Origin of the sequence: Acinetobacter sp. FDAARGOS_515, assembly GCF_003938865.1 — a bacterium.
Taxonomy (GTDB): Bacteria; Pseudomonadota; Gammaproteobacteria; order Pseudomonadales; family Moraxellaceae; genus Acinetobacter; species Acinetobacter ursingii.
In genome coordinates this window covers 466154-487322 of sequence record NZ_RKIX01000003.1, presented here as the reverse complement: position 1 = coordinate 487322, position 21169 = coordinate 466154, and the positions used below count along the sequence as shown (strand labels likewise).

Annotated in this window: 17 protein-coding genes, 1 other RNA gene and 1 pseudogene; 13 read left to right on the top strand and 6 right to left on the bottom strand. The window is 39.7% G+C overall.

Annotation, left to right across the window (positions count from 1 at the left end; genetic code table 11):
• Window positions 1-92 precede the first annotated feature (92 nt).
• Both acnA and EGS47_RS03765 read left to right on the top strand, forming a co-directional pair.
• A complete protein-coding gene (gene acnA / locus EGS47_RS03770) occupies window positions 93-2849 on the top strand; it encodes an aconitate hydratase AcnA (protein ID WP_005002939.1) in 2757 nt (918 codons plus the stop codon).
• A gap of 124 nt (window positions 2850-2973) precedes the next feature.
• The gene (locus tag EGS47_RS03765) at window positions 2974-3744 is read left to right on the top strand and encodes a ThiF family adenylyltransferase (protein ID WP_125269197.1); all 771 of its coding nucleotides are present in this window, start codon (window positions 2974-2976) and stop codon (window positions 3742-3744) included.
• Window positions 3745-3776: 32 nt separating this feature from the next.
• On the opposite strand, the gene EGS47_RS03760 is transcribed toward EGS47_RS03765, so the two are convergent.
• Together EGS47_RS03760 and glpK are read right to left on the bottom strand one after the other, a co-directional pair.
• Window positions 3777-4256: a hypothetical protein gene (locus tag EGS47_RS03760; protein WP_004996081.1), complete on the bottom strand. Its 480-nt coding sequence runs from the start codon at window positions 4254-4256 to the stop codon at window positions 3777-3779.
• A 345-nt stretch (window positions 4257-4601) separates the two neighbouring features.
• Complete coding sequence (gene glpK, locus EGS47_RS03755; protein ID WP_005002941.1) at window positions 4602-6089, bottom strand: glycerol kinase GlpK; 1488 nt, start codon at window positions 6087-6089, stop codon at window positions 4602-4604.
• Window positions 6090-6219: 130 nt separating this feature from the next.
• Between glpK and ssrA the strand changes: the two genes are divergently transcribed.
• Window positions 6220-6579, top strand: a transfer-messenger RNA (tmRNA) gene (ssrA, locus tag EGS47_RS03750).
• Window positions 6580-7068: 489 nt separating this feature from the next.
• Window positions 7069-8085, top strand: coding sequence for a tRNA dihydrouridine(20/20a) synthase DusA (gene dusA, locus EGS47_RS03745; protein ID WP_005002943.1), 1017 nt, complete (start codon window positions 7069-7071; stop codon window positions 8083-8085).
• A gap of 147 nt (window positions 8086-8232) precedes the next feature.
• Here the strand turns inward: dusA and EGS47_RS03740 are convergent, their stop codons facing one another.
• Window positions 8233-9018: a HEAT repeat domain-containing protein gene (locus EGS47_RS03740; RefSeq protein WP_005002944.1), complete on the bottom strand. Its 786-nt coding sequence runs from the start codon at window positions 9016-9018 to the stop codon at window positions 8233-8235.
• Window positions 9019-9163: 145 nt separating this feature from the next.
• On the opposite strand from EGS47_RS03740, the pseudogene EGS47_RS18885 reads away from it, so the two are divergent.
• From EGS47_RS18885 to EGS47_RS03725, 3 genes and pseudogenes are all read left to right on the top strand, one after another.
• Window positions 9164-9268, top strand: a pseudogene (locus tag EGS47_RS18885) (IS1595 family transposase); the annotation flags it as partial.
• A 776-nt stretch (window positions 9269-10044) separates the two neighbouring features.
• Window positions 10045-11043 (top strand): isopenicillin N synthase family dioxygenase, encoded by a 999-nt coding sequence (locus tag EGS47_RS03730; RefSeq protein WP_004996174.1) that lies wholly within the window; start codon window positions 10045-10047, stop codon window positions 11041-11043.
• 144 nt (window positions 11044-11187) lie between these two features.
• Window positions 11188-11868: a GntR family transcriptional regulator gene (locus EGS47_RS03725; protein WP_125269196.1), complete on the top strand. Its 681-nt coding sequence runs from the start codon at window positions 11188-11190 to the stop codon at window positions 11866-11868.
• Window positions 11869-11927: 59 nt separating this feature from the next.
• On the opposite strand, the gene EGS47_RS03720 is transcribed toward EGS47_RS03725, so the two are convergent.
• Window positions 11928-12875, bottom strand: coding sequence for a PDR/VanB family oxidoreductase (locus EGS47_RS03720; protein ID WP_125269195.1), 948 nt, complete (start codon window positions 12873-12875; stop codon window positions 11928-11930).
• 12 nt (window positions 12876-12887) lie between these two features.
• Window positions 12888-13964 (bottom strand): aromatic ring-hydroxylating oxygenase subunit alpha, encoded by a 1077-nt coding sequence (locus EGS47_RS03715; protein WP_125269194.1) that lies wholly within the window; start codon window positions 13962-13964, stop codon window positions 12888-12890.
• A 483-nt stretch (window positions 13965-14447) separates the two neighbouring features.
• Here EGS47_RS03715 and EGS47_RS03710 point away from each other — a divergent pair, with 483 nt between their 5' ends.
• Together EGS47_RS03710 and EGS47_RS03705 are read left to right on the top strand one after the other, a co-directional pair.
• Window positions 14448-15794 (top strand): MFS transporter, encoded by a 1347-nt coding sequence (locus EGS47_RS03710; protein ID WP_005002950.1) that lies wholly within the window; start codon window positions 14448-14450, stop codon window positions 15792-15794.
• A 32-nt stretch (window positions 15795-15826) separates the two neighbouring features.
• Entirely contained in the window at window positions 15827-17107 is a 1281-nt protein-coding gene (locus EGS47_RS03705) for an OprD family outer membrane porin (protein ID WP_005002952.1), read from the top strand.
• Between the two features lie 505 nt (window positions 17108-17612).
• Here EGS47_RS03705 and EGS47_RS03700 read toward each other — a convergent pair.
• Window positions 17613-18425, bottom strand: a complete 813-nt coding sequence (locus EGS47_RS03700) for an IclR family transcriptional regulator (protein ID WP_005002954.1) — start codon at window positions 18423-18425, stop codon at window positions 17613-17615.
• Window positions 18426-18698: 273 nt separating this feature from the next.
• Between EGS47_RS03700 and EGS47_RS03695 the strand changes: the two genes are divergently transcribed.
• The 4 genes from EGS47_RS03695 to EGS47_RS03680 are packed head-to-tail and all read left to right on the top strand — an operon-like array spanning window position 18699 to window position 21169.
• A complete protein-coding gene (locus tag EGS47_RS03695) occupies window positions 18699-19004 on the top strand; it encodes a non-heme iron oxygenase ferredoxin subunit (protein WP_004990784.1) in 306 nt (101 codons plus the stop codon).
• Between the two features lie 19 nt (window positions 19005-19023).
• Complete coding sequence (locus tag EGS47_RS03690; RefSeq protein WP_004996189.1) at window positions 19024-19323, top strand: recombinase-like helix-turn-helix domain-containing protein; 300 nt, start codon at window positions 19024-19026, stop codon at window positions 19321-19323.
• 17 nt (window positions 19324-19340) lie between these two features.
• Entirely contained in the window at window positions 19341-20393 is a 1053-nt protein-coding gene (locus EGS47_RS03685) for an aromatic ring-hydroxylating oxygenase subunit alpha (RefSeq protein WP_125269193.1), read from the top strand.
• A gap of 11 nt (window positions 20394-20404) precedes the next feature.
• Window positions 20405-21169 carry an SDR family oxidoreductase gene (locus tag EGS47_RS03680; protein ID WP_125269192.1) on the top strand — a complete coding sequence of 255 codons (765 nt, stop codon included), beginning with the start codon at window positions 20405-20407 and terminating at the stop codon, window positions 21167-21169.

The following is a 21169-nucleotide window of genomic DNA, read 5'->3' as shown; positions in this document are numbered from 1 at the left end:
CCAAAAGAAAACATTCTAATTTTAAAAGTGGCATACATTAAAAGAAGCCAATGAAACTTTAAAAGAACATAGCCAAACCGGAGGATAGCCGCATGGCCAGCTATAGCAAAATCAATAGTTTTAATGCTTTAAAAACACTCAATGTCGGTTCAGCTCAATATCAAATTTTTAGTTTGCAACAAGCAGCCCCGAAGCTCGGTGATATTCACAAGCTTCCCAAATCCTTAAAAGTATTATTAGAAAATTTGTTACGCTTTGAAGATGATCAGACGGTAAGCGCTGCGCATATCCATGCCTTAGTCGATTGGCAAAAAACCAAAACATCGGATCAGGAAATTCAATATCGTCCTGCACGTGTGCTAATGCAGGATTTTACAGGCGTGCCTGCGGTGGTCGATTTGGCTGCAATGCGTGCTGCTATGGCCAAAGCGGGTGGAGACCCTGAAAAAATTAATCCACTTTCGCCTGTTGATCTGGTGATTGACCATTCGGTGATGGTCGATCATTTTGCCAATGATCATGCTTTTGAAGAAAATGTCGAAATTGAAATGCAGCGTAACGGCGAGCGTTATCAGTTTTTACGTTGGGGACAGTCTGCTTTTAATAACTTTAGTGTAGTGCCACCCGGAACAGGGATTTGCCATCAGGTCAATCTGGAATATCTGGCTCAAGCGGTTTGGACGGGTGAGGAACAAGGACAAACTTTTGCTTTTCCCGACACTTTGGTCGGAACAGATTCACATACCACCATGATCAATGGCTTGGGCGTATTGGGTTGGGGCGTCGGTGGGATCGAGGCTGAAGCTGCGATGTTAGGTCAACCGATTTCCATGCTGATTCCAGAAGTGATCGGATTTAAACTGACAGGAAAATTGAAAGAAGGGATTACTGCAACAGATTTAGTGCTGACAATTACCCAAATGCTTCGTCAAAAAGGCGTCGTGGGTAAATTTGTTGAATTTTATGGTGATGGTCTAGCGGACTTACCATTGGCAGATCGGGCAACGATTGCCAATATGGCACCTGAATATGGTGCGACATGTGGTTTTTTCCCGATAGATGATATTACCCTTGAATATATGCGTTTAACAGGACGTAAAGCTGATCGTATTGCGTTGGTCGAAGCCTATAGCAAAGAACAGGGTTTGTGGCGTAGTACAGGTGACGAACCTGTCTTTACCGATACTTTAACGCTAGATATGGCAACGGTTGAGGCCAGTTTGGCAGGACCAAAACGTCCACAGGATCGTGTGGTATTGGCCAAAGTACCTGAAACGTTTCAAGCTGTCATGGATTTGACTTTAAAGCCAACAAAGCCTGAAAAAGAACGTTTAGAAAATGAAGGCGGTGGCGGGACAGCGGTTGATGCACAGCAAGCCAATTTTGAACCTGAAACAGCCCATTGTGTGATTGATGGCGAACGTTATGAGCTGCATCATGGTGATGTGGTGATTTCAGCGATTACATCGTGTACCAATACATCGAATCCAAGTGTGATGTTGGCGGCAGGGTTGCTGGCTAAAAAAGCCATTGAAAAAGGTTTGCAACGTAAGCCATGGGTAAAAAGCTCTCTGGCTCCGGGTTCTAAGGTCGTCACGGATTATTTGGCTGCTGCGGGTGTGACCCCATATCTGGATGAATTAGGTTATAACCTTGTGGGTTATGGTTGTACCACTTGTATTGGTAACTCAGGTCCATTACCAGATCCGATTGAGGCCGCGATTCAAAAATATGATTTAAATGTCGCATCTGTCTTGTCTGGCAACCGTAACTTTGAAGGTCGAGTACATCCTTTGGTGAAAACCAATTGGTTAGCTTCTCCTCCCTTAGTTGTGGCTTATGGATTGGCGGGAACCATTCGTAAAGATTTAACTTCTGAACCGATTGGGCAGGGCAAAAATGGCGAGGATATTTATTTAAAAGATATCTGGCCGAGCAGTGCTGAAATTGCAGAAGTTTTGCAGAAAGTGAATACGGATATGTTCCACAAGGAATACGCGGCTGTATTTGAGGGCGACGAGAGTTGGAAATCGATTCAAATTCCACAAAGTAAAACTTATGAGTGGGAAGATGATTCGACGTATATCCGTCATCCACCGTTTTTTGAGGGTATCGATCAGCCGCCAGAATCCATCACCAATATTGATTCAGCACGGATTTTAGCGGTATTGGGTGATTCAGTCACCACCGATCATATTTCTCCTGCGGGAAATATCAAAAAAGACAGCCCAGCGGGACGTTACTTACAGGAACATGGAATTGAGCCTAAAGACTTTAACTCTTATGGTTCGCGCCGTGGTAACCATGAAGTGATGATGCGCGGTACCTTTGCCAATATCCGTATTAAAAATGAAATGCTTGGTGGTGAAGAAGGTGGTAATACCATTTATATTCCAACAGGTGAAAAATTGGCGATTTATGATGCAGCCATGCGATATAAAGAAGATCAAACGCCATTGGTCATTGTTGCAGGTAAAGAATACGGTACAGGCTCATCACGTGACTGGGCGGCAAAAGGAACCAATCTTTTAGGTGTAAAAGCAGTCATTGCAGAAAGTTTTGAGCGTATTCACCGTTCAAATCTGGTGGGTATGGGCGTGCTGCCACTTCAGTTTGTGGATGGACAAAATCGTCAATCGCTGAGCCTGACAGGTAAAGAACAGTTGTCGATTTCTGGGCTTTCGGATGATATTCAACCCCATCAAACACTGGATATCACGGTGAAACGTGAGGATGGCTCAACCGATCAGTTTAAAGTGTTATGCCGTATTGATACTCTAAATGAAGTCGAATACTTTAAGGCAGGCGGTATTTTGCATTATGTATTGCGCAATTTGATTGCGGCATAAAAATAACTCAGTTCCTTTAACCGCCTTCTTCACGGCAAGAAGGCGGTTGTCAAATTCAGGCACTAACATTCTCAAATTAAACCCAGTAAAATAGCATGCTGAAAAATTCCTGAAAGAAGATGTAATGACTGAACTCCAAACCGATGAATATGACCGCCGTTTTGCAGGCGTTGCCAAGATATATGGTGATGATGCGTTTACTCATTATAAAAAAAGTCATGTTATGGTGATTGGAATTGGCGGTGTTGGAAGTTGGGCTGTGGAAGCACTTGCACGTACAGGGATTGGCGAATTGACACTGGTGGATATGGATGTATTGGCCGCTTCCAATATTAATCGTCAGTTACCTGCGCTATCTTCAACTTTGGGGCAGGAAAAAGCAGAAGTCATGGCGGAACGCTGTCGTCAGATTAACCCGCGGATCAAGGTCAACGTGATCGATGATTTTCTTTCATCTGTGAATGTCGCAGACCTATTGATGTCTAAACCCGATGTGATCTTGGACTGTATTGATGATGTCAAAGCCAAACTGGCTTTAATGCTGCCTTGTCGTTTTAATAAAATCCCTTTAATAGTCTCGGGCGGCGCAGGTGGAAAAATTGATCCGCTCAAAATTCGAGTGGCTGATCTGTCCAAAACTGAACAAGACCCGATGTTGGCAAAATTACGCAGTCAATTACGTGCTAAAGGAATTTGCAAAAAGCCAAAAGAAAAATTCGGGATGACCTGTATTTATTCGCTCGAACAACCTACCTTACAAAACAATCTATGCGCGAGTGCGGGTTTACGCTGTGGCGGCTATGGTTCATCGGTAATGGTGACTTCCAGCTTTGGCATGATTGCAGCGGCTGAAGTTTTGAAAAAATTAGACATGAAAAAAACGAAGCCTAAATAAGCTTCGTTCATTATTAATATACTATTTTAAGCTTACAACGGGCGATAATAGGTATATGTGACATTATTATCTTTATATACATCGTAGCTTTGCTGCTTAAAATCAGAAATCCACTGACTACCGCTGTAACCCGCAATATGTCCATATACATGATTTGGGGTGCGTTTAATAATATAAATATCACCCTTTTGTGGATGATCAAACTCAGGTTGAATTTGTCGATAACCAATTTTGGTTAAAGTGTCGCCCCAGTCAGAAGCAGCAATAGGGTGGCTGACGATCTTGGCACCCGCAGATTGCAAAGCGATACGAACACTTTTGGCACATTTTGCCGTGCTGTAGTTACCACTGATACTTTTTAATTTAGCAACGAATTTGTGGATATCGATCTGGCTACGTGAACCATCCGATCCAAAAGAAAACGGTGCTGATCTTTCCCTGTTTTCAGTCACAGTCACTTGGGGGGCATTCTGTGTTTGATAACTATCTGCTACTTGTCCGTCATAAATCATCGTTCAAACTCGTTCTTACATTATTTACACATATCAATAACAATGTATTTGCTTGGCGGAATGATGCTATCGTCTGAACCTTAAAAAGTGTTTTAAGGAATGTAATAATATTTCACAAGTCTGAAACATTTATAAAAAAATATAAATTTATCATGGTTTTAATTCAGTGCCATTTGGCTAAAATTTGGTAAAAAAGAATTTAAATAAATCAATTTTTACTGGATTTAGTTCTGAATTAAAAAATAATGACGAGAGCTCGCATATAAATATGACGAGAGCTCGCATATAAATATATTGAGAGTGACACTAATTTGATAAATAGAAATAATCGATAAAAAGTTACAATCAATATAAATCTGATTTAGCACGTTTTAACGCATGATGCCATCGTTCAAGATGATGAGAACGTTCATCTTCGTTCATTTGCGGTTCAAAGGCACGATCAAGTTGCCAAGACTCAGCGATTTCGTTGAGATTTGAAAAAAGGCCAGACTTTAGACCTGCCATCGCGGCCGCCCCCCAAGCCGTTGATTCAAGCATTTTAGGCCGTAATACAGGGACGTTGAGAATATCTGCCTGAAATTGCATCAGCATATCATTCTGACTCGCTCCACCATCGACTCGTAATTCTTTTAAAGGTTGGGATAAATCTGACTGCATGGCACAAAGCACATCCGACACTTGAAAAGCAATCGATTCAAGCGCCGCCCGCGCGATATGTGCTTTATTGGTTCCCCGTGACATCCCGCACAATAACGCACGTGCTTCACTGTCCCAGTGTGGTGCACCCAAGCCCGTGAAAGCGGGAACTAATACTACACCCTCACTGCTTTTGACCTGATTGGCCAATTGTTCAACCTGAACACTGCTCTGAATAATCCCTAAACCATCACGCAACCACTGTACAATTGCGCCAGCCATAAATACACTCCCTTCAAGCGCATAGCGGGTTTGATTCTGACATTGCCATGCCAGCGTGGTCAGCAGTTGATTTTGACTAAATTGTAATTCCTCGCCAGTATTAAACAGCATGAAGCATCCTGTTCCATAGGTATTTTTTGCTGTACCTATTTCAAAGCATGACTGTCCAAATAGGGCGGCTTGCTGATCACCTAAAACACCCGCGATCGGAATGGTGCTACCTAGTAGCCCAGGTGCTGTATCAGCTATATAAGCATCAGATGAAATAATAGTTGGAAGAACCGAAGCCGGGATATGAAACAATTCGAGCAATTCTTCATCCCAGCTTTGAGTCTGAAGATTCATGAGCATGGTTCTTGAAGCATTACTGACTTCAATGACGTGTTCTGCGCCTTGAGTTAAATTCCAGATTAACCAACTATCGATCGTTCCAAAAGCAACATGTCCTTGCTTTGCGAGCGCTCTTAGTCCGTCTACATTCTCAAGCAGCCAGACCAATTTGCCTGCGCTAAAGTAAGGGTCGATTCGCAGTCCTGTTTTATGATGGACTTTATCCTGCAATTTTTGTTGGATTAGGCCACTGCACCAGTCTGTCGCACGACGATCCTGCCAAATAATAGCAGGTGCTAGTGCTTTGCCAGTACGTTTATCCCATACCACCGTCGTTTCACGCTGATTGGTCAGTCCTAGTGCTTTAATATCCTTTGCCAAGACATGTGCAGAGGCTAAAGCCTGCTGTACCACTGCTATCTGACTTGACCAGATTTCATCGGCATCTTGTTCGACCCAACCTGAATGTGGGGTTCTTATTTTTGTTTCGCGTTGAGCGGTTGCATGAACACGTCCCTGTTCATCAAAAATAATCGCGCGGCTAGAAGTCGTTCCCTGATCGAGTGCAAGTAAATAGCTCATATTTGTTATAGATAGACTTGAAAAATAAAATATTATCTCAATTATCATGTTAAATACATCAGTAGAATCTAGTTGGTTATAAATTGCATAGCAATTTTTGCCGCCTGTGTTATGATGTATGAACTCATCTGGGGGTGTTATTGGCTTCGACGCTGGTGATGAAGCTCATAGATGCATGCCGAGAGCGCATTTTCTCTCGTAAATAAAATTTGCATTTTAATAGTCGCAAACGACGAAACTTACGCTCTAGCTGCCTAAGGGCCGCTTGTCCGCTTCCTAGAATACTTGTGGTTTAGGAACCCGACTGTAGCGCACGCACACAAGTCCGTATAGAGTCAAGCCTCGGGACTTTATACCAAACTTAGAGGATCGCAACTTGTACCCTGTTCGTCGGGTCACTTGGTGTTAAAATAATAGACGATATCTAAGCATGTAGTATTCTCGAGTGTAGTGCTGGCGGACGCGGGTTCAACTCCCGCCACCTCCACCAAAATTCGATTCGGAGCAATCCGATGAAATATAAAAAGTCTTTAAGTTTAATACTTAAAGGCTTTTTTATTTGGTTATTTGTCGATGCAATTCGACATGGTTTGACTACATTTTTGCTTTCTGTGGGTTAAAAATGGGTTAATTTACCCATCTTATCCCCATCGAATTTGGTTGACTCAAATAAAATTTCTGGATTTTATCAATTTCTGCTTCATGCTTATCGATTTAAAAGCCAGTCAAACGCTTGGTAAAAAATGTCTGACTTTCTTTAAATACAGGAAATTCTTTTTATTAATTCTGATCTCCACACGATAACGGATTGTTCCATGCTTAAGTTTTCATTGTGGTATAGTACCCGCAAAATTTACACCATAAAATTTGCGCCTTTATGGCTCAAAGATGGTATAGATTCTAATCGAAACGGTGCAAATTAGGCCTGAATGGTTGCAAATAATTTAGTATCAACATCAACATATATGGATGATTTTTAATGATTAAATCAGACAAAATTGAAAATACTAAAGATTTCAGAATCAGCGTTGCCCCGATGATGGATTGGACAACCCGAGACTACCGTTTTTTTGCACGACTATTTAATCCCAATATTGTGCTGTATACCGAAATGGTAACGACAGGCGCGATTATTCATGGTGATGCCAAACGTCATTTGGATTTTAATTCACAAGAACATCCGATTGTGTTGCAACTGGGTGGCTCTAATCCAAAAGAATTAGCCACTTGCACTAAAATGGCTGAGGATTGGGGCTATAACGAGGTCAACTTAAATGTCGGTTGCCCAAGTGACCGTGTGCAGAACAATAAGATTGGTGCATGTTTAATGGCTGAACCCAACCTTGTTGCTGAATGTATTGATCAGATGCAAAAAACTGTCAGTATTCCCGTGACAGTCAAACATCGGATTGGGATAGATGATATGCAGTCTTATGACGAAATGCTGCATTTTGTAGATACTGTTGCTGCAACTGGTTGTACGCATTTTGTGGTACATGCTCGCATTGCGATTTTGCAGGGTTTATCACCGAAGGAAAATCGCGAAGTTCCTCCATTACGCTATGAAGATGTCTATCGTTTAAAACGTGAACGTCCAAATTTGACCATTGAAATTAACGGTGGCATCAAGACTTTTGAAGAAACACAACAACACCTGCAACATGTAGATGGCGTCATGATTGGTCGTGAAGCCTATCATAATCCTTATTTACTTGCGGAATTTGGACAATTCTGGAACTTAGACATGCCAGATCGATTTAACATCATGCAACAGATGATGCCTTATATCGAAAAACGTTTAGCCGAAGGTGCACCTCTTTCGATTATTACTCGACATATTTTAGGTTTATTTCAAAATCTTCCGGGTGCACGCAAATGGCGACAAGCCCTGAGTGGTGGTAATGCCAAGTCGCTCACCGATATTGAAAATGCTCTACTTAATATTCGTGAAACTATTCAACGATCAGAAGAATCTCAGCAAGAACAGCATATATAAGTGTTTTAAAAGCCTTTGTCATGTAATGCTGAGGGTAGAATATTAATTTTCTAAGGGCTGTACTAGATTCGCAATGTGCTAATCTAGGAAAATGAAGCTAACCAATTGTAAATTAAATAAGAAAATTCAATTAAAAGGCTATTTGCATTACTTGGTTGAATTTAACTTGTTAAGTGCTAAGTTTCTAATATCTTCGCTTTCATCATTTAAGAAGTATTCAGCCATTTCAGGTAGTTCAACCAACACGTTTTTGCGAATTTTAGAGTCTAGGTCAGTTTTTAGTTTTGATGCAAAAGATTTGTCTATATGAAAACACAATAATTTAATATCAGCCGATTCATCGTTGATAAAGAGTTCAGCTAGATTTTTATGCTGATACAGCGCATTCCATCTAACTTTTAAACTTTTGTCATTTACATACTGTCTAGCACACACCTCCCATTTTGCACACCACTCTCGTACAAAGTCAGAAGAATCATTCATTAATTTCAAACCATATTCTTCACTTTTCACAGCAACTACAGCACGAACATAGTGATGTGTATCGTTTAAAAGTACATCTGAAATCTTTGTTGAAGCATATATACAGGAAGCCCGAACATCAGGACTTTTATCATTCATTAACTCATGTGCAATTAACTTGTTATTTTTAGCCGCTCTCATTCGCACATCATCACATTGACTATGAGCCATAACAACCAAACTACTAGCCCACTTCGCGCAACCGACATCAAAAAATTCCCAAAAATCTTCATTGTTTTTTAATACTTCAATGAATTTTTGGTGTGAGTTTGTAATTGTGGAAAATTTTTTAGATATTTCTTCATCATTACAGATGCCTTCAAATAACCCTTGATGGTATTCCATAAAGTCATCATAACTAAGGTCTTGGCAAATCATATCAATATAAAATGGCACATCTGCAAGTTTCATTTTCAAAGGCTTGTGGAGTATATTATCTACATAATACCTACAATCATGGCATGAAAAAATAAGCATATAAGTAAAAAATCAAATTAACAACTCTCAACCTTGAATTGCAAATAGCCAATTAAAATTGCTAAAGTTTTTCATGCTTGGTGTAACTGCAAGAGCTGCTGCTGATAAAATGATTGTTTTGGGATTATTAAAGCATAATGGAAAGCTCTATACCGCTGTTGTTTCAGACACTAAATCCAGTACTAAATGCCTGATTTTCGTTTTGAAATATGACAAAATATTCAACGATGTCCTTCTCTTGATGGAAGAGGGCTTAAATGCAACTTTAAAAAAGAGCTTACTGTCTAATCTTAAAACTTTTGCTCAATCGTCAATATAACATTGGGAATCAATCTATTGATTCTGGCTTGATACAAGCTGTCATCAGATTGATTACGTAAATATTGCTTATAGTCTATGCCTAGAATATTTCTTAAGCTGAAGATAGCATCCTAATAATGACTAAAGTTTTTAGAAAAAATCTATTCTTATTCTATGTGATCCTAATTTTTGCGCAGTATAAGGCATAATTTGCGGGAAATTTAAAACAACAACAATGAGTTGTGTATATATCTAAAATGTATTTATCATGATTTACATTGATTTTAAGAAACTAAAAGTTAAGATTTTTATCAGTTAAATTTTCCATAGTGGTGCATTAATTGCACTAAAGTGAGGCATATCTGAGTGATCTATTTTTGAAAAAGTGCTCAATAACGGAGTATCAAATATTCTAAGGACTTGGAAAAGTAGAAAATTTAAAAATAATTTCTAATCTGGCATAATCATTGCTTAAGTTTGATTAGAGTATAAGCTGTCAACATATTGATTTATTCATTATGTGGGTCATTGCTCTAAGCGACATGTATTTTCCTTGCGAAAATAATGATGTTGTTTAGCGTGGCTCAATTGAATGTTCGACCCATTTTCATGACATTGAGTCACATCATTAAAGTTCCTTTTTTAATGTAAGTGACAAGCATGAACAGTTTAAATACCAATACCGAATTTTCTTTAGAAGAATTAAAAAAAGAATCCGTGATGGGCGTGATGGGAACGGAAACCCAACGTGAAGTACGGATTATCGACCTCAGTGATTTTGAAAATCGCAAATATGAAATTGCCGATCAACTCTGGAATGCAGCGGTTGAGATTGGTTTTTTTCAAGTTGCCAATCACGGCATTCCGCAAAAAGAGATTCAGCATGCATTTGGTTTGGCAGAACAATTTTTTGCTTTGCCACGTGAAGTTAAAGCACAATATCCCCTAAACCGTAATGCAGGTTGGGAAAGCAAGGCACAAATTCGTCCATCTACTAAAACGCCAGATCAAAAAGAATCTTATCAAATCACGCGTCCCCGCATGAGCAACTTATGGCCGACCCAACAAGAATTGCCAGATTTTAAAGCGCAAGTATTGAATTTTGAAAGCCAATGTTGGTCGGTAGGCATGAAAATTCTGTCTTGTTTTGCCTATAAAATGGGTTTTTCTGAAGATTTCTTCACTTTGGCGCATGATCCATCTAAAGAAACCTATCAAAGCACCTTACGCATGTTGCATTATTTTGCTGTCGATCCTGCGCTTAAAGATGAACTCGGTTTGTGGCGTGCAGGTGCACATACCGATTTTGACTGCCTAACTTTATTATTCCAACAAAAAGGACAAGGGGGTTTACAGGTTTGCCCAGGCAAGGAAATGGAAAATCGTGCATGGACTTCGATCGAGCCACGTGAAGATTTAATCACGTGTAATATTGGTGATATGTTGATGCGTTGGAGTGATGACGTTTTACCATCTAATTTCCATCGTGTAAAAAATCCAGCGGATCATGAATATCAAGGTGCACGTTATAGTTTGGCTTTTTTCTGTCAAGCCAATGAGGATGTATTGATTCAAAGTCCTCAAGGCAAATATCCTGACATTACTGCAAAGGATTATCTGGCGCAGCGGATCAGTGCCAATTTCTCTGGCAAATATTGATTGATCGTAGCGAATGAAAAAAAGTAGCCCATTAAGCTGCTTTTTTCATTTGTTTTTTTTGAGGCTAAACAATAAGAAAAGCATTGTCATCAACATATCGATCTTGTTAGCATCGATTGAGATTTTCCATTACAAGTGTCTGTTATGTCTTCAGGGCAACAAGTTTTAATTAAACTCAGAAAAATGATTATTGCAGGTGAACTTGAAGGTGGCAGCCGTATTGCGGAAATTCCAACGGCTGAAATGCTTGGGGTCTCTCGGCAGCCGGTGAGAATGGCTTTTCGCTTGCTTGAGCAGGAAGGACTGCTGATTAAGAATCCAACCCGTGGTTATATCGTGCGTGAAATTTCGGATGACCTTATACGGGATGCTTTGCAAGTTCGTGGGGTGCTTGAAGGTTTGGCTGCAAAAACATTGGCAGAAAAGGGAATAACCGAGGAACAGAAAAAAAACTTAAGTCACTGTATTGAACAAACTGAAAAGTTATTTGAGGGCAAAACTGAATTTGGTGACGAAGAATTGGAAAGCTATCATCACTGGAATGTTATTTTTCACGATACGGTTATTCAGGGGGCAGGGAATATCGCTTTAACACAGGCTTTGGCGAAAAATAATCAATTGCCGATGGCCTCTGCACAAGCATTGACCTATGACCAATCTCGTGCGCTATCGGAATATCGCCGTCTACATTATGCTCATTTACAGCATTGTTCTATCTATGATGCTTTAGTTCAACGTCAGGCAGGACGTGCTGAAAGTTTGATGCGAGAACATAGTACTGTCGTGATGTTAGGCGAAACAGTCAAACATATCTTATCGACATGACTTTGAAAAACTCCTATACATGGGCTTGATGAAATGTATAGGAGAAAAACAGCAAAGTTTTAAGCCAGATCAATCAGCAGTGTTTTTGATTTGGCGCGTGAACAGCAGGGGGTAAATTGGTTATTGAGAGAATGCTCATCATCAGTCATAAATACATCACGATGATCAGGTGTCCCTGCCACTACACGGGTGATACAGGTTCCACAAACACCCTGTTCGCACGATATTGGCACTTCAAAACCATTTTCCAGTAAAGCTTGAGTGGCAGTTTGATGTGGATGAACTTCGATTTTACGATCTGAGCCAAGCACTTCAATAATAAATGCCTCATTTTCACTTTGATCTAACTGCTGTGCGACAAAATGTTCCTGATGCAATTGCTCACTTGACCAACCTGCCTGCTCGGCTGAATCCATCACAAACTGCATAAAACCCGTTGGACCACAGACATATAAATGTCGTTGTGTTGAAACCTCTTTTAGAACATCTTGCATATTACACTGAGTTTCTGGCTGATCCTGAATATGAAAATGGATTTGATTTGGGAAATGCTCAGTCAAATTGCCAAAAAAGGCGATCATTTCATGGCGACGTACAAAATAATGTAATTCAAAAGGAATTTTCTGATATTTCAGCCGATACGCCATCGAAATAATAGGTGTAATTCCAATGCCACCTGCAAATAAAACAGCTTGCTGAGTTTCAGGGTGGATTTTAAATAAATTGCGCGGTTCACCAATGCTCAGTCGATCACCTTCTCGATATTCGGTATGGATGCAACGTGACCCACCACGTGAATGTTCATCATGTAAAACGCCAATCACATAACGATGATTTTCACTGCAACAATTGGAGAGAGAATACTGCCGTATCAGTCCATTTTTAAGATGAACATCGATATGCGCACCCGCTTCAAATACAGGTAGAGCGGTATGATTGGCTGAGATTAACTCAAATGCACGAATGTTTGAGGTGAGTTGGTGGATTTTATTGATGATCACATCCATGTGCTGTACTCCTTAAATCACGCGAATATTGGGAAATTTTCGGTTTTGGCTTTCATGAGATGGTGGATTTTCTTTGGCAAGCAAGCGATCAATAATTTTACGTGACTGTACCCCGCCTGCATCTATATTCAGCATCAGCAACTGACGTTGAGGATTGCGTAAAATATTTTGTTGCTGTTGTTCCAGCATTTCCAAATCTTCAGTAAAAATCTTACCTTGTCCTTCGCGGATCTGCTCGGTCAGCTCGACATTCTCTGGTTGGAAGTTACGAGCCATTCCCCAGAAATACCAATGCGATGTTTCGGTTTCAGGCGTAATAAAATCCACCACAATCGATGATACTTTTTTGTCTTTGGCTGCATGATAGCCACCGTGACCTGCATGTGCGACGCCTACTTCGATATGAACATTACTTGGCGCAAAAAAATGACAGCGCTGCCAACGGTCTACTGCTACATCATCTGCTAACTGGTTGCCACGCAGTGCCATTTGCCAAAATGGAGGGGCAGATACATTCTCCATATAACGTTCGGTAATGACATGATCACCATCGACTTTAGTAACGGGCAACGCTTCGTCAATTTCCTTTTGACCAATACTGCTCGAATGTACATAGGTTTCATGGGTAAGATCCATGAGATTATCAATCATGAGGCGATAGTCACATTGAATATGAAATAAGCCACCGCCATAGCTCCACTCTGGATGATCTGCCCATTCTAATACAGGCAAATCAGCTTCATTCGCTAAAGTTTTTTCACCTGGCCAAACCCAGATAAATCCAAATTTTTCTACAACGGCATAGGATTTATTACATGGAAAACCTGTTACACGCTGTGCTGGCATGGATATGGTTTTACCTTCGCAGCCCATGACCAGACCATGATAGCCGCAAACCAGATTGCCATCTTCGACATAACCTAAAGATAAGGGCGCACCCCGATGTGGACAGAAATCCTCAACCGCAGCGACTTTATTTTCTTTGCCTCGATAGAAAACAATTTTTTCTCCACAAATGGTACGACCAAGAGGCTTATCCTGAATATCCTCAGGACGGCAGGCAACATACCAAGCATTTTTTATAAACATGTGTGACGACTCCTTATCACTTATTGGATCCAATTTATTGGGTTTGAAAATTGCCGTCAAGTGGTGAAATACAGACTTATTCAATTTTTATTATTTATATTATTGTAATTAAATAAAATTTATTTTTTATGAAAATAATTTTAAAACTGTTTTTCTCCACTTTGTGCTTTTTTTAGAATTTAAATGAAATAAAATTTTTAAACTTTATTTTTATATATTTAATAATATTTTATGTTTATTTATCGCTTGTGGGGGATTGGATTGTTACGATGATCGCACAAAAAATATCTTAAAAAATTGATTTTATGGATCCAGTAATGTATCAGTATGTATATTGAGCAGGATGCTCCAAAAATAGATGAATTCTATTTTTGTAATCAAATTATTCCTTCTAGGCAATTATGGATACGGATATGCATAATCACCCAGCATCTCATTACAGAATGTCGCGTGTATATCTTGTCCATATTGGGAGATATGCAAATGGAAAGAGATGTTCTAGGTGAAATTAATCAAAATCAAATGAGCCGCTATCAGTGGTTTGTCATTACGATTTGTCTTTGTCTTAATATTATCGATGGTTTTGATGTCATGGTTATGGCATTTACTGCACCATCAGTTGCCGCTGAGTGGTCACTTTCAGGTGCGCAAATTGGATTGTTGTTGAGCTCTGGCTTATTTGGTATGGCAGCAGGCTCGATCTTTTTAGCTCCACTTGCCGATAGAATTGGCCGTCGATTATTGATTTTAATCTGTTTGGTGATTGCGGGATTAAGCATGATCGCGTGTGCATTTGTACATAGTCATAGCTTGCTGGCAGCACTTCGTTTCATTACAGGTATTGGCGTAGGGGGGATTCTGGCAAGCAGTAATGTATTGGCCAGTGAATATGCGAATACTCGTTGGAGAAGTCTAGCCGTCAGTTTGATGTCAACAGGCTATGGAATAGGTGCAACATTGGGTGGAATTTTATCACTTGTTTTAATTGAGCATTTGGGTTGGCGTTCAATTTTTATGGCAGGTGGTTTGACCACGATTTTTATGCTGTTGGTGAGCCTATGGCTATTACCTGAATCAATTGATTATTTATTTGCAAAAAAACCAAAACAGGCATTAGAAAAGGTAAATGCGGTCATGCAGCGGATGGGTTTATCGACGTTGTTAGTTTTACCACACTATGAAAAAAGTCATAAAAATAAAGGTGGAGAAATTGCCAAGCTATTTCAGGGTCAACTTGGGTTTCAAACTTTTTGTTTATGGGGCGCTTTTTTTATGGTGATGTTTGGTTTTTATTTTGTGATGAGCTGGACACCTAAAATCCTAATTTCAATGGGGATGTCGCCAGATCAAAGTGTGAGTACGGGTATTTTAATTAGTATTGGTGGAATTTTTGGTGCAGCGATTATTGGTTTGCTCGCATCTCGTATGAAAATTTTCTATGCCTTAAGCTTATTTTTAGGATTGACTGCTGTCTGTATTTTCTTATTTGTCGCAGTCTCTTCTCAAGTCAGTATTGCACTTGTTGTGGGGCTATTACTTGGGACACTGATTAATGGTTGTGTCGCTGGTTTATATTCAATTTCTCCAACCATTTATGACGCAGATATTCGTAGTCGCGGAGTGGGTTATGCGATTGGTTTTGGTCGTATGGGTGCCATTTTATCTCCAACCATTGCGGGAATTTTTCTGGATCAGGGCGTAGCTCCTGCAACTTTATATGCGTATTACGGCATTGTTTTTATTCTTGCAATCTTTCTGATTCTAAGTTTGGGTAAGGCATTTTATCGCCAACAAAAAGCTCAATCTTATTCCATGAAAACATTAGCTTAACCTCATAAGAAATTAAATTGTAGAGATTAAAAATGACAAAGACATCCTTATGGGTGGGGATTTGCTTGTGCCCATTATTTGCCCCATGTACTCATGCCGAATTCATTGCAGATAGCAACGCTGAGATCACACTTCGAAACTTTTATTTCGATCGGGATTATAAAAAAGACCCGTATCCCTATACTGCTGCACGTGATTGGGCACAAGGCCTGATTTTTAAAGGGCAATCGGGCTATACCGAAGGCACCGTTGGCTTGGGGGTTGATGTACTGGCAATGGCAGGTTTTAACCTGCTTGGTCACCATGCTGATGATTACGCACGAAGTGGTTTGTTACAGGTAAATTCCGATAATACACGTGATGATTATTATGGAAAAATAGGGGTTACTGCAAAAGCAAAATATCGCCAAAATGAATTATTTGTAGGGGATCTGGTTCCTTTACTGCCCACTATTTTTTCGTCCCCTGCAAGGCTTTTTCCACAAACGTATCGTGGTGTTCGTTTGCTATCGACTGAAATTCCAAATTTACAGTTGGAAGGCTTTTATGTCGATGAGGTACGGCAGCGTGACTCAATACGTTATACCGATGTTGGTATTGATAATATTAATCATCGTTTTGACAAGGCTGCAACGACGGATCATTTCTATAGCATTGGCGGAGCCTATCAGTTTAAGAACTATCGGATACGTGCTTATCAGGCAGAACTTCAGAATATTTATCAGCAGCAGTTTTTAGGATTTAATGGTAAACACGTGCTGAATGATCACTTAAATTTTCTAAGTGATGTGCGTTTTTTTAACAGTGAAGATACGGGGTCACGTAAAGTTGGTAATGTTGACAATCAACATTTGAGCGGTTTGTTTGGTTTGAACTATCAAAATCACACTGTTTCTTTGGGTTATATGCAGGCTTTTGGTTCAACAGGACTACCATTTTTATCAGGTACAGAAAGTCCAGTCGTTCTGGATTTTATGAGTTCAGATTATTCCAATAAAGATGAAAAAGTCTATTCGATTCGTTATGAATATGATTTTAAAGATGCACGGATGGGAGATGTTTCTTTAAATGGTCTGCGCTTTATGACGCGTTATGCCAAAGGCGAGAATATTGATTTACTGAGTTATGGGGATCAGCGTTTTAAGGAGGACTCACTCGAATTCGATTTAGGCTATCGCATTCCAGAAGGAAAGTTAAAAGGACTTGGGCTACGAGCTCGTTTTTCTCATTATCGTAATGATATGCCTACGAATATGGTATTTCATTCAACCAATGAAACTCGTTTGAATGTGGATTATACATTTAAGTTTTAATTGATTTACATTGGTTTTTTAATTGAATGAAAAAAAACAAGCTCATCTAACAGTGAGCTTGTTTTTTTAAGGATGTATCATACACGGTTTGCAATGGAGGGATTCCATGCAACGTAGTTATAGATCTAGTCGGTATTTCTCTATTGTTTCATCCATTGTTTACCATGCGAAACCAGTTAAATTTGTGTGGTTCATTGTTGAGGTTGTTTTTCAAAAATTTTTAAAGTTGTTTGTTCTTTGCATCTAGCAAATTGGATTAATAAGCACTGCATCTTCAATCGCTATACCTGAACGCACTACTTTGTCCGATGAAATACTTATATTGAAATAAGTATTTATATTTAAAGTGCAGTTTCTTATATGAAACGAAATTTATAATGATGCTGATTTGGATGAAAGTCAACTTTATAAAAACTCTTAAAGTGAAAGGGTTTAGGCAGTGTTTTAAAATATTTTTAAGCAATAACAGAATATTTTTATAAATGGCAATCCTTTGCCTATTATTTTAATAAATAAATTTAGAGATTTTATTTGCAGTATCAATAACTTGATTTGCAATGATGTGTTTAAAGGTCTGTTCATCATAGGTGGTGATCGGACAACTGACCGATAGTACAGCGACCATATCTTTTGATGATTGACGATAAATAGGTGCTGCACAGGCTGCCATATCGTTATTGTAATGTCCCCAACTCACCATGGATGATTGTGTTTTGACATAGTTTAAACGTAGTAGCAATTCTTTTAGATTCTTGGGAGTAAGGTCGGAGAAAGTATCCCATTCATTAAATTTACGATAACGCTGACGAATTTCAGTCTCAGGTAAATTGGATAAAAGTAACTGACCAATCACAGTCGCATGCGCGGGCCAACGTGTACCTAAATTAATCGTACTGGTAAAAGGTCCACTCGATTGAATGTTATTTACAAATACAATATGAGTCCCTTCCAAGATTGAAAGATGAACTGCGATTTTGGTTTGATCACGTAGTTCTTTCATTAGTGGCGTTGATAAATCCAGTAAAGAAAGTTTAGATAAACTGTTAAAACCAAGCTCCATGACTTTTGAATCTAAAGCATAAGTTTTCTGTGAAGCTTTACGTAAATATCCGCAGGATTCTAGAGTATAAATCAGGCGAAATGCACTAGAACGGTTCACATCCAGAATTTCAGCAATTTCAGAAATGGTCATTTCCTGAGCTTCCTGATTAAACGCCTGTAAGATTGCTAAACCTCTGACAAGGCCTGGAACCAAATAACGGTCATCGTTTTTTGTGATTTCAGCTTCTTGTACATCTTCTTCAATGACTAAGCTCATTCGATAAAAATTCCTAAAAAAGAAAAGGGTAATATTTGGTGCACACTGCTTTATTTTAGAACTATTGTAATGATATCGGATGTATAAAACAATGTTTATATATAAAACCAAATTTCTCTAATAAAACGTAATAAAATATTAATAATTTATTAAATATTTGAAATATATTAATTTTAATTTATTGACACAAAAAGCAAATGAGGATTATTCTTTGTCAATGTTTTGAAAATCAAATAAAGTTTTATATATAAAACAGTATCGAGGGCTCAAACGATGAGTTGGATTTCAGTTTGTGGCATTGATGATGTCTCGGAAGACGAACCAAAGGCAGTAGAAGTCAATGACAAAAAAATAGGTGTATTTGTCATCGATGAAAATTATTTTGCGATCGAAAATGTCTGTCCACATGCTTTTGCATTATTGACAGAAGGATTTATCGAGGATCAGACCGTTGAATGTCCATTGCATGAAGCTATTTTTGATATCCAGACGGGTTCGCTCATGAGTGGTCCAGGATGTCGTGACCTATGTACTTATCCAGTACGTGTAGAAGGTCAAGACATACAGATTCAACTGTAATGGATAGAAGGAATTCACCATGAAACAATTTAATGAAAAACTGGAAAACTGGATCAATGCGACACCTTCTAGGGATGCTGGCATTAATAATATTCAGATTCCTGGGCAAGTTGAACATTTGGTCTGGCAGACTCGCTACAAAGTGCCGACCATCTACGAACAGGACTTTGTTCAGCATCTAATACGAGCTTTTGGAGCAGGGATGACTGAATTGAATGATTTGGTCAACGCATTAAACCAACAGGGTTTTCGTCGTGAGTCAGGTGAAGTCTGGACCATGCAGAGCTTTACAGAAGAAATGCAGCGTTTGGGTTACTAAGTTCAGGGAAGACAATAATGAATGCAATTTATCAACAAGCTCAAAGTACTGAAGAATATCTTGATTTAGGTTTACGTGATCAATGGTATCCAGTTCTCGCCAGTTGGGAAGTCAATGCAAATCCCGTCGGGATTACTCGTTTAGGCGAAAATATTGTGGTTTGGCGCGATCAGGATGGTCAACTACATGCGCTTGAAGATCGCTGTCCGCATCGTGGGGCACGCTTATCATTAGGCTGGAACTTGGGCAATCGCGTGGCATGCTGGTATCACGGTGTTGAAGTCGGCGGTGATGGTGTAGTGGTCGATGTACCTGCTGTACATGACTGTCCAATGAAAGGCAGTGAGTGTGTAAAAAGCTACCCAATCATTGAAAAGCATGATGCCATTTTTATTTGGTTTGGTATTGATGCAAATGAACCACCTACTGAACTTGAATTTCCTGAGCAGTTAGCCAGTACAGAATGGAGTTCATTTTTATGTCAGGCCGACTGGAAAGTCAATCATCAATACGCCATCGATAACGTGATGGATCCGATGCATGGCACCTATTTACACTGTACTTCGCACTCCATGGCAGAGGGTGAGCGTACTGCGGAAATGAAACACCGTAGTACTGAAAACGGATTTATTTTTGAAAAAGAAGGTCAAACGGGTGTCAATTTTGACTGGGTAGAATATGGCAATACTGGAGCAAGTTGGTTACGTCTTTCTATTCCGTATCGTAAAGAATTTGGTCCAGGTGGGGTGTTTTGGATTGTCGGTTTTGTGACACCAATTGACGCCAACAATACCCGCGTATTCTTCTGGCGTTGCCGTAAAGTCAGTGGTTGGCAACGTAATGTTTGGCGTTTCCTATACCGCAATCATTTAGAAAAATTGCACTGGGATGTGTTGGAGCAGGATCGCATTATTTTGGAAAATTTGGCACCAAATGCGCGTTCTAAAGAGTTTCTTTATCAACATGATGTTGGTCTATCTCGTCTGCGTCGTTTAATGAAAAAAGAAGCAGAGAAGCAATTGAAAAAAATTGCAGTGCTAGATACTTCATCTTTGACTGAAACACCATAAGGATTGTGGCTATGACCATTCATACATTACTGCAAGGTAAAAAAATCATGGTAACAGGAGCTGCGCGTGGCTTAGGTTTGGGCTTTGCTCAGACGATTGCCAAAGCGGGTGCAACCGTTGTCATGGCGGACATTCTGACCGAACTGGTTGAGCAAGAGGCAAAGCAGTTACAACAACAGGGCTTGGGTGTTCACGCTGTTGGGCTGGATTTGTCTCAACCTGAATCTATTCGGTCAGCTGTTCAATTTGCAGCAGATAAACTGAATGGTCTGGATGGTCTAGTGAATTGCGCAGCACTCGCATCTGGTGTGGGTGGCAAGGATTTAATGCAATACGATCCTGATCTGTGGGATCGAGTGATGACCATCAATGTCAAGGGAACATGGTTGATGGTTCAAGCCTGTGTTCCGTATTTGAAACAGTCAGGTGCGGCCAAAATTATCAATGTTGCTTCTGATACTGCGCTTTGGGGCGCGCCTAAACTCATGGCATATGTCGCAAGTAAAGGGGCGATTATTTCCATGACTCGTTCTATGGCACGTGAACTGGGTGAATTTAACATTTGTGTGAATACTATTTCTCCAGGATTGACCTTAGTTGAAGCAACAGAGTATGTCCCACAAGAACGTCATGACCTTTATGTTACAGGTCGAGCGATTCAGCGTCAGCAACATCCACAAGATTTAAATGGCACAGCTTTGTATCTACTTTCTGATTTGGCATCTTTTGTCACAGGGCAGAATATCCCCGTCAACGGTGGTTTTGTCTTTAACTAG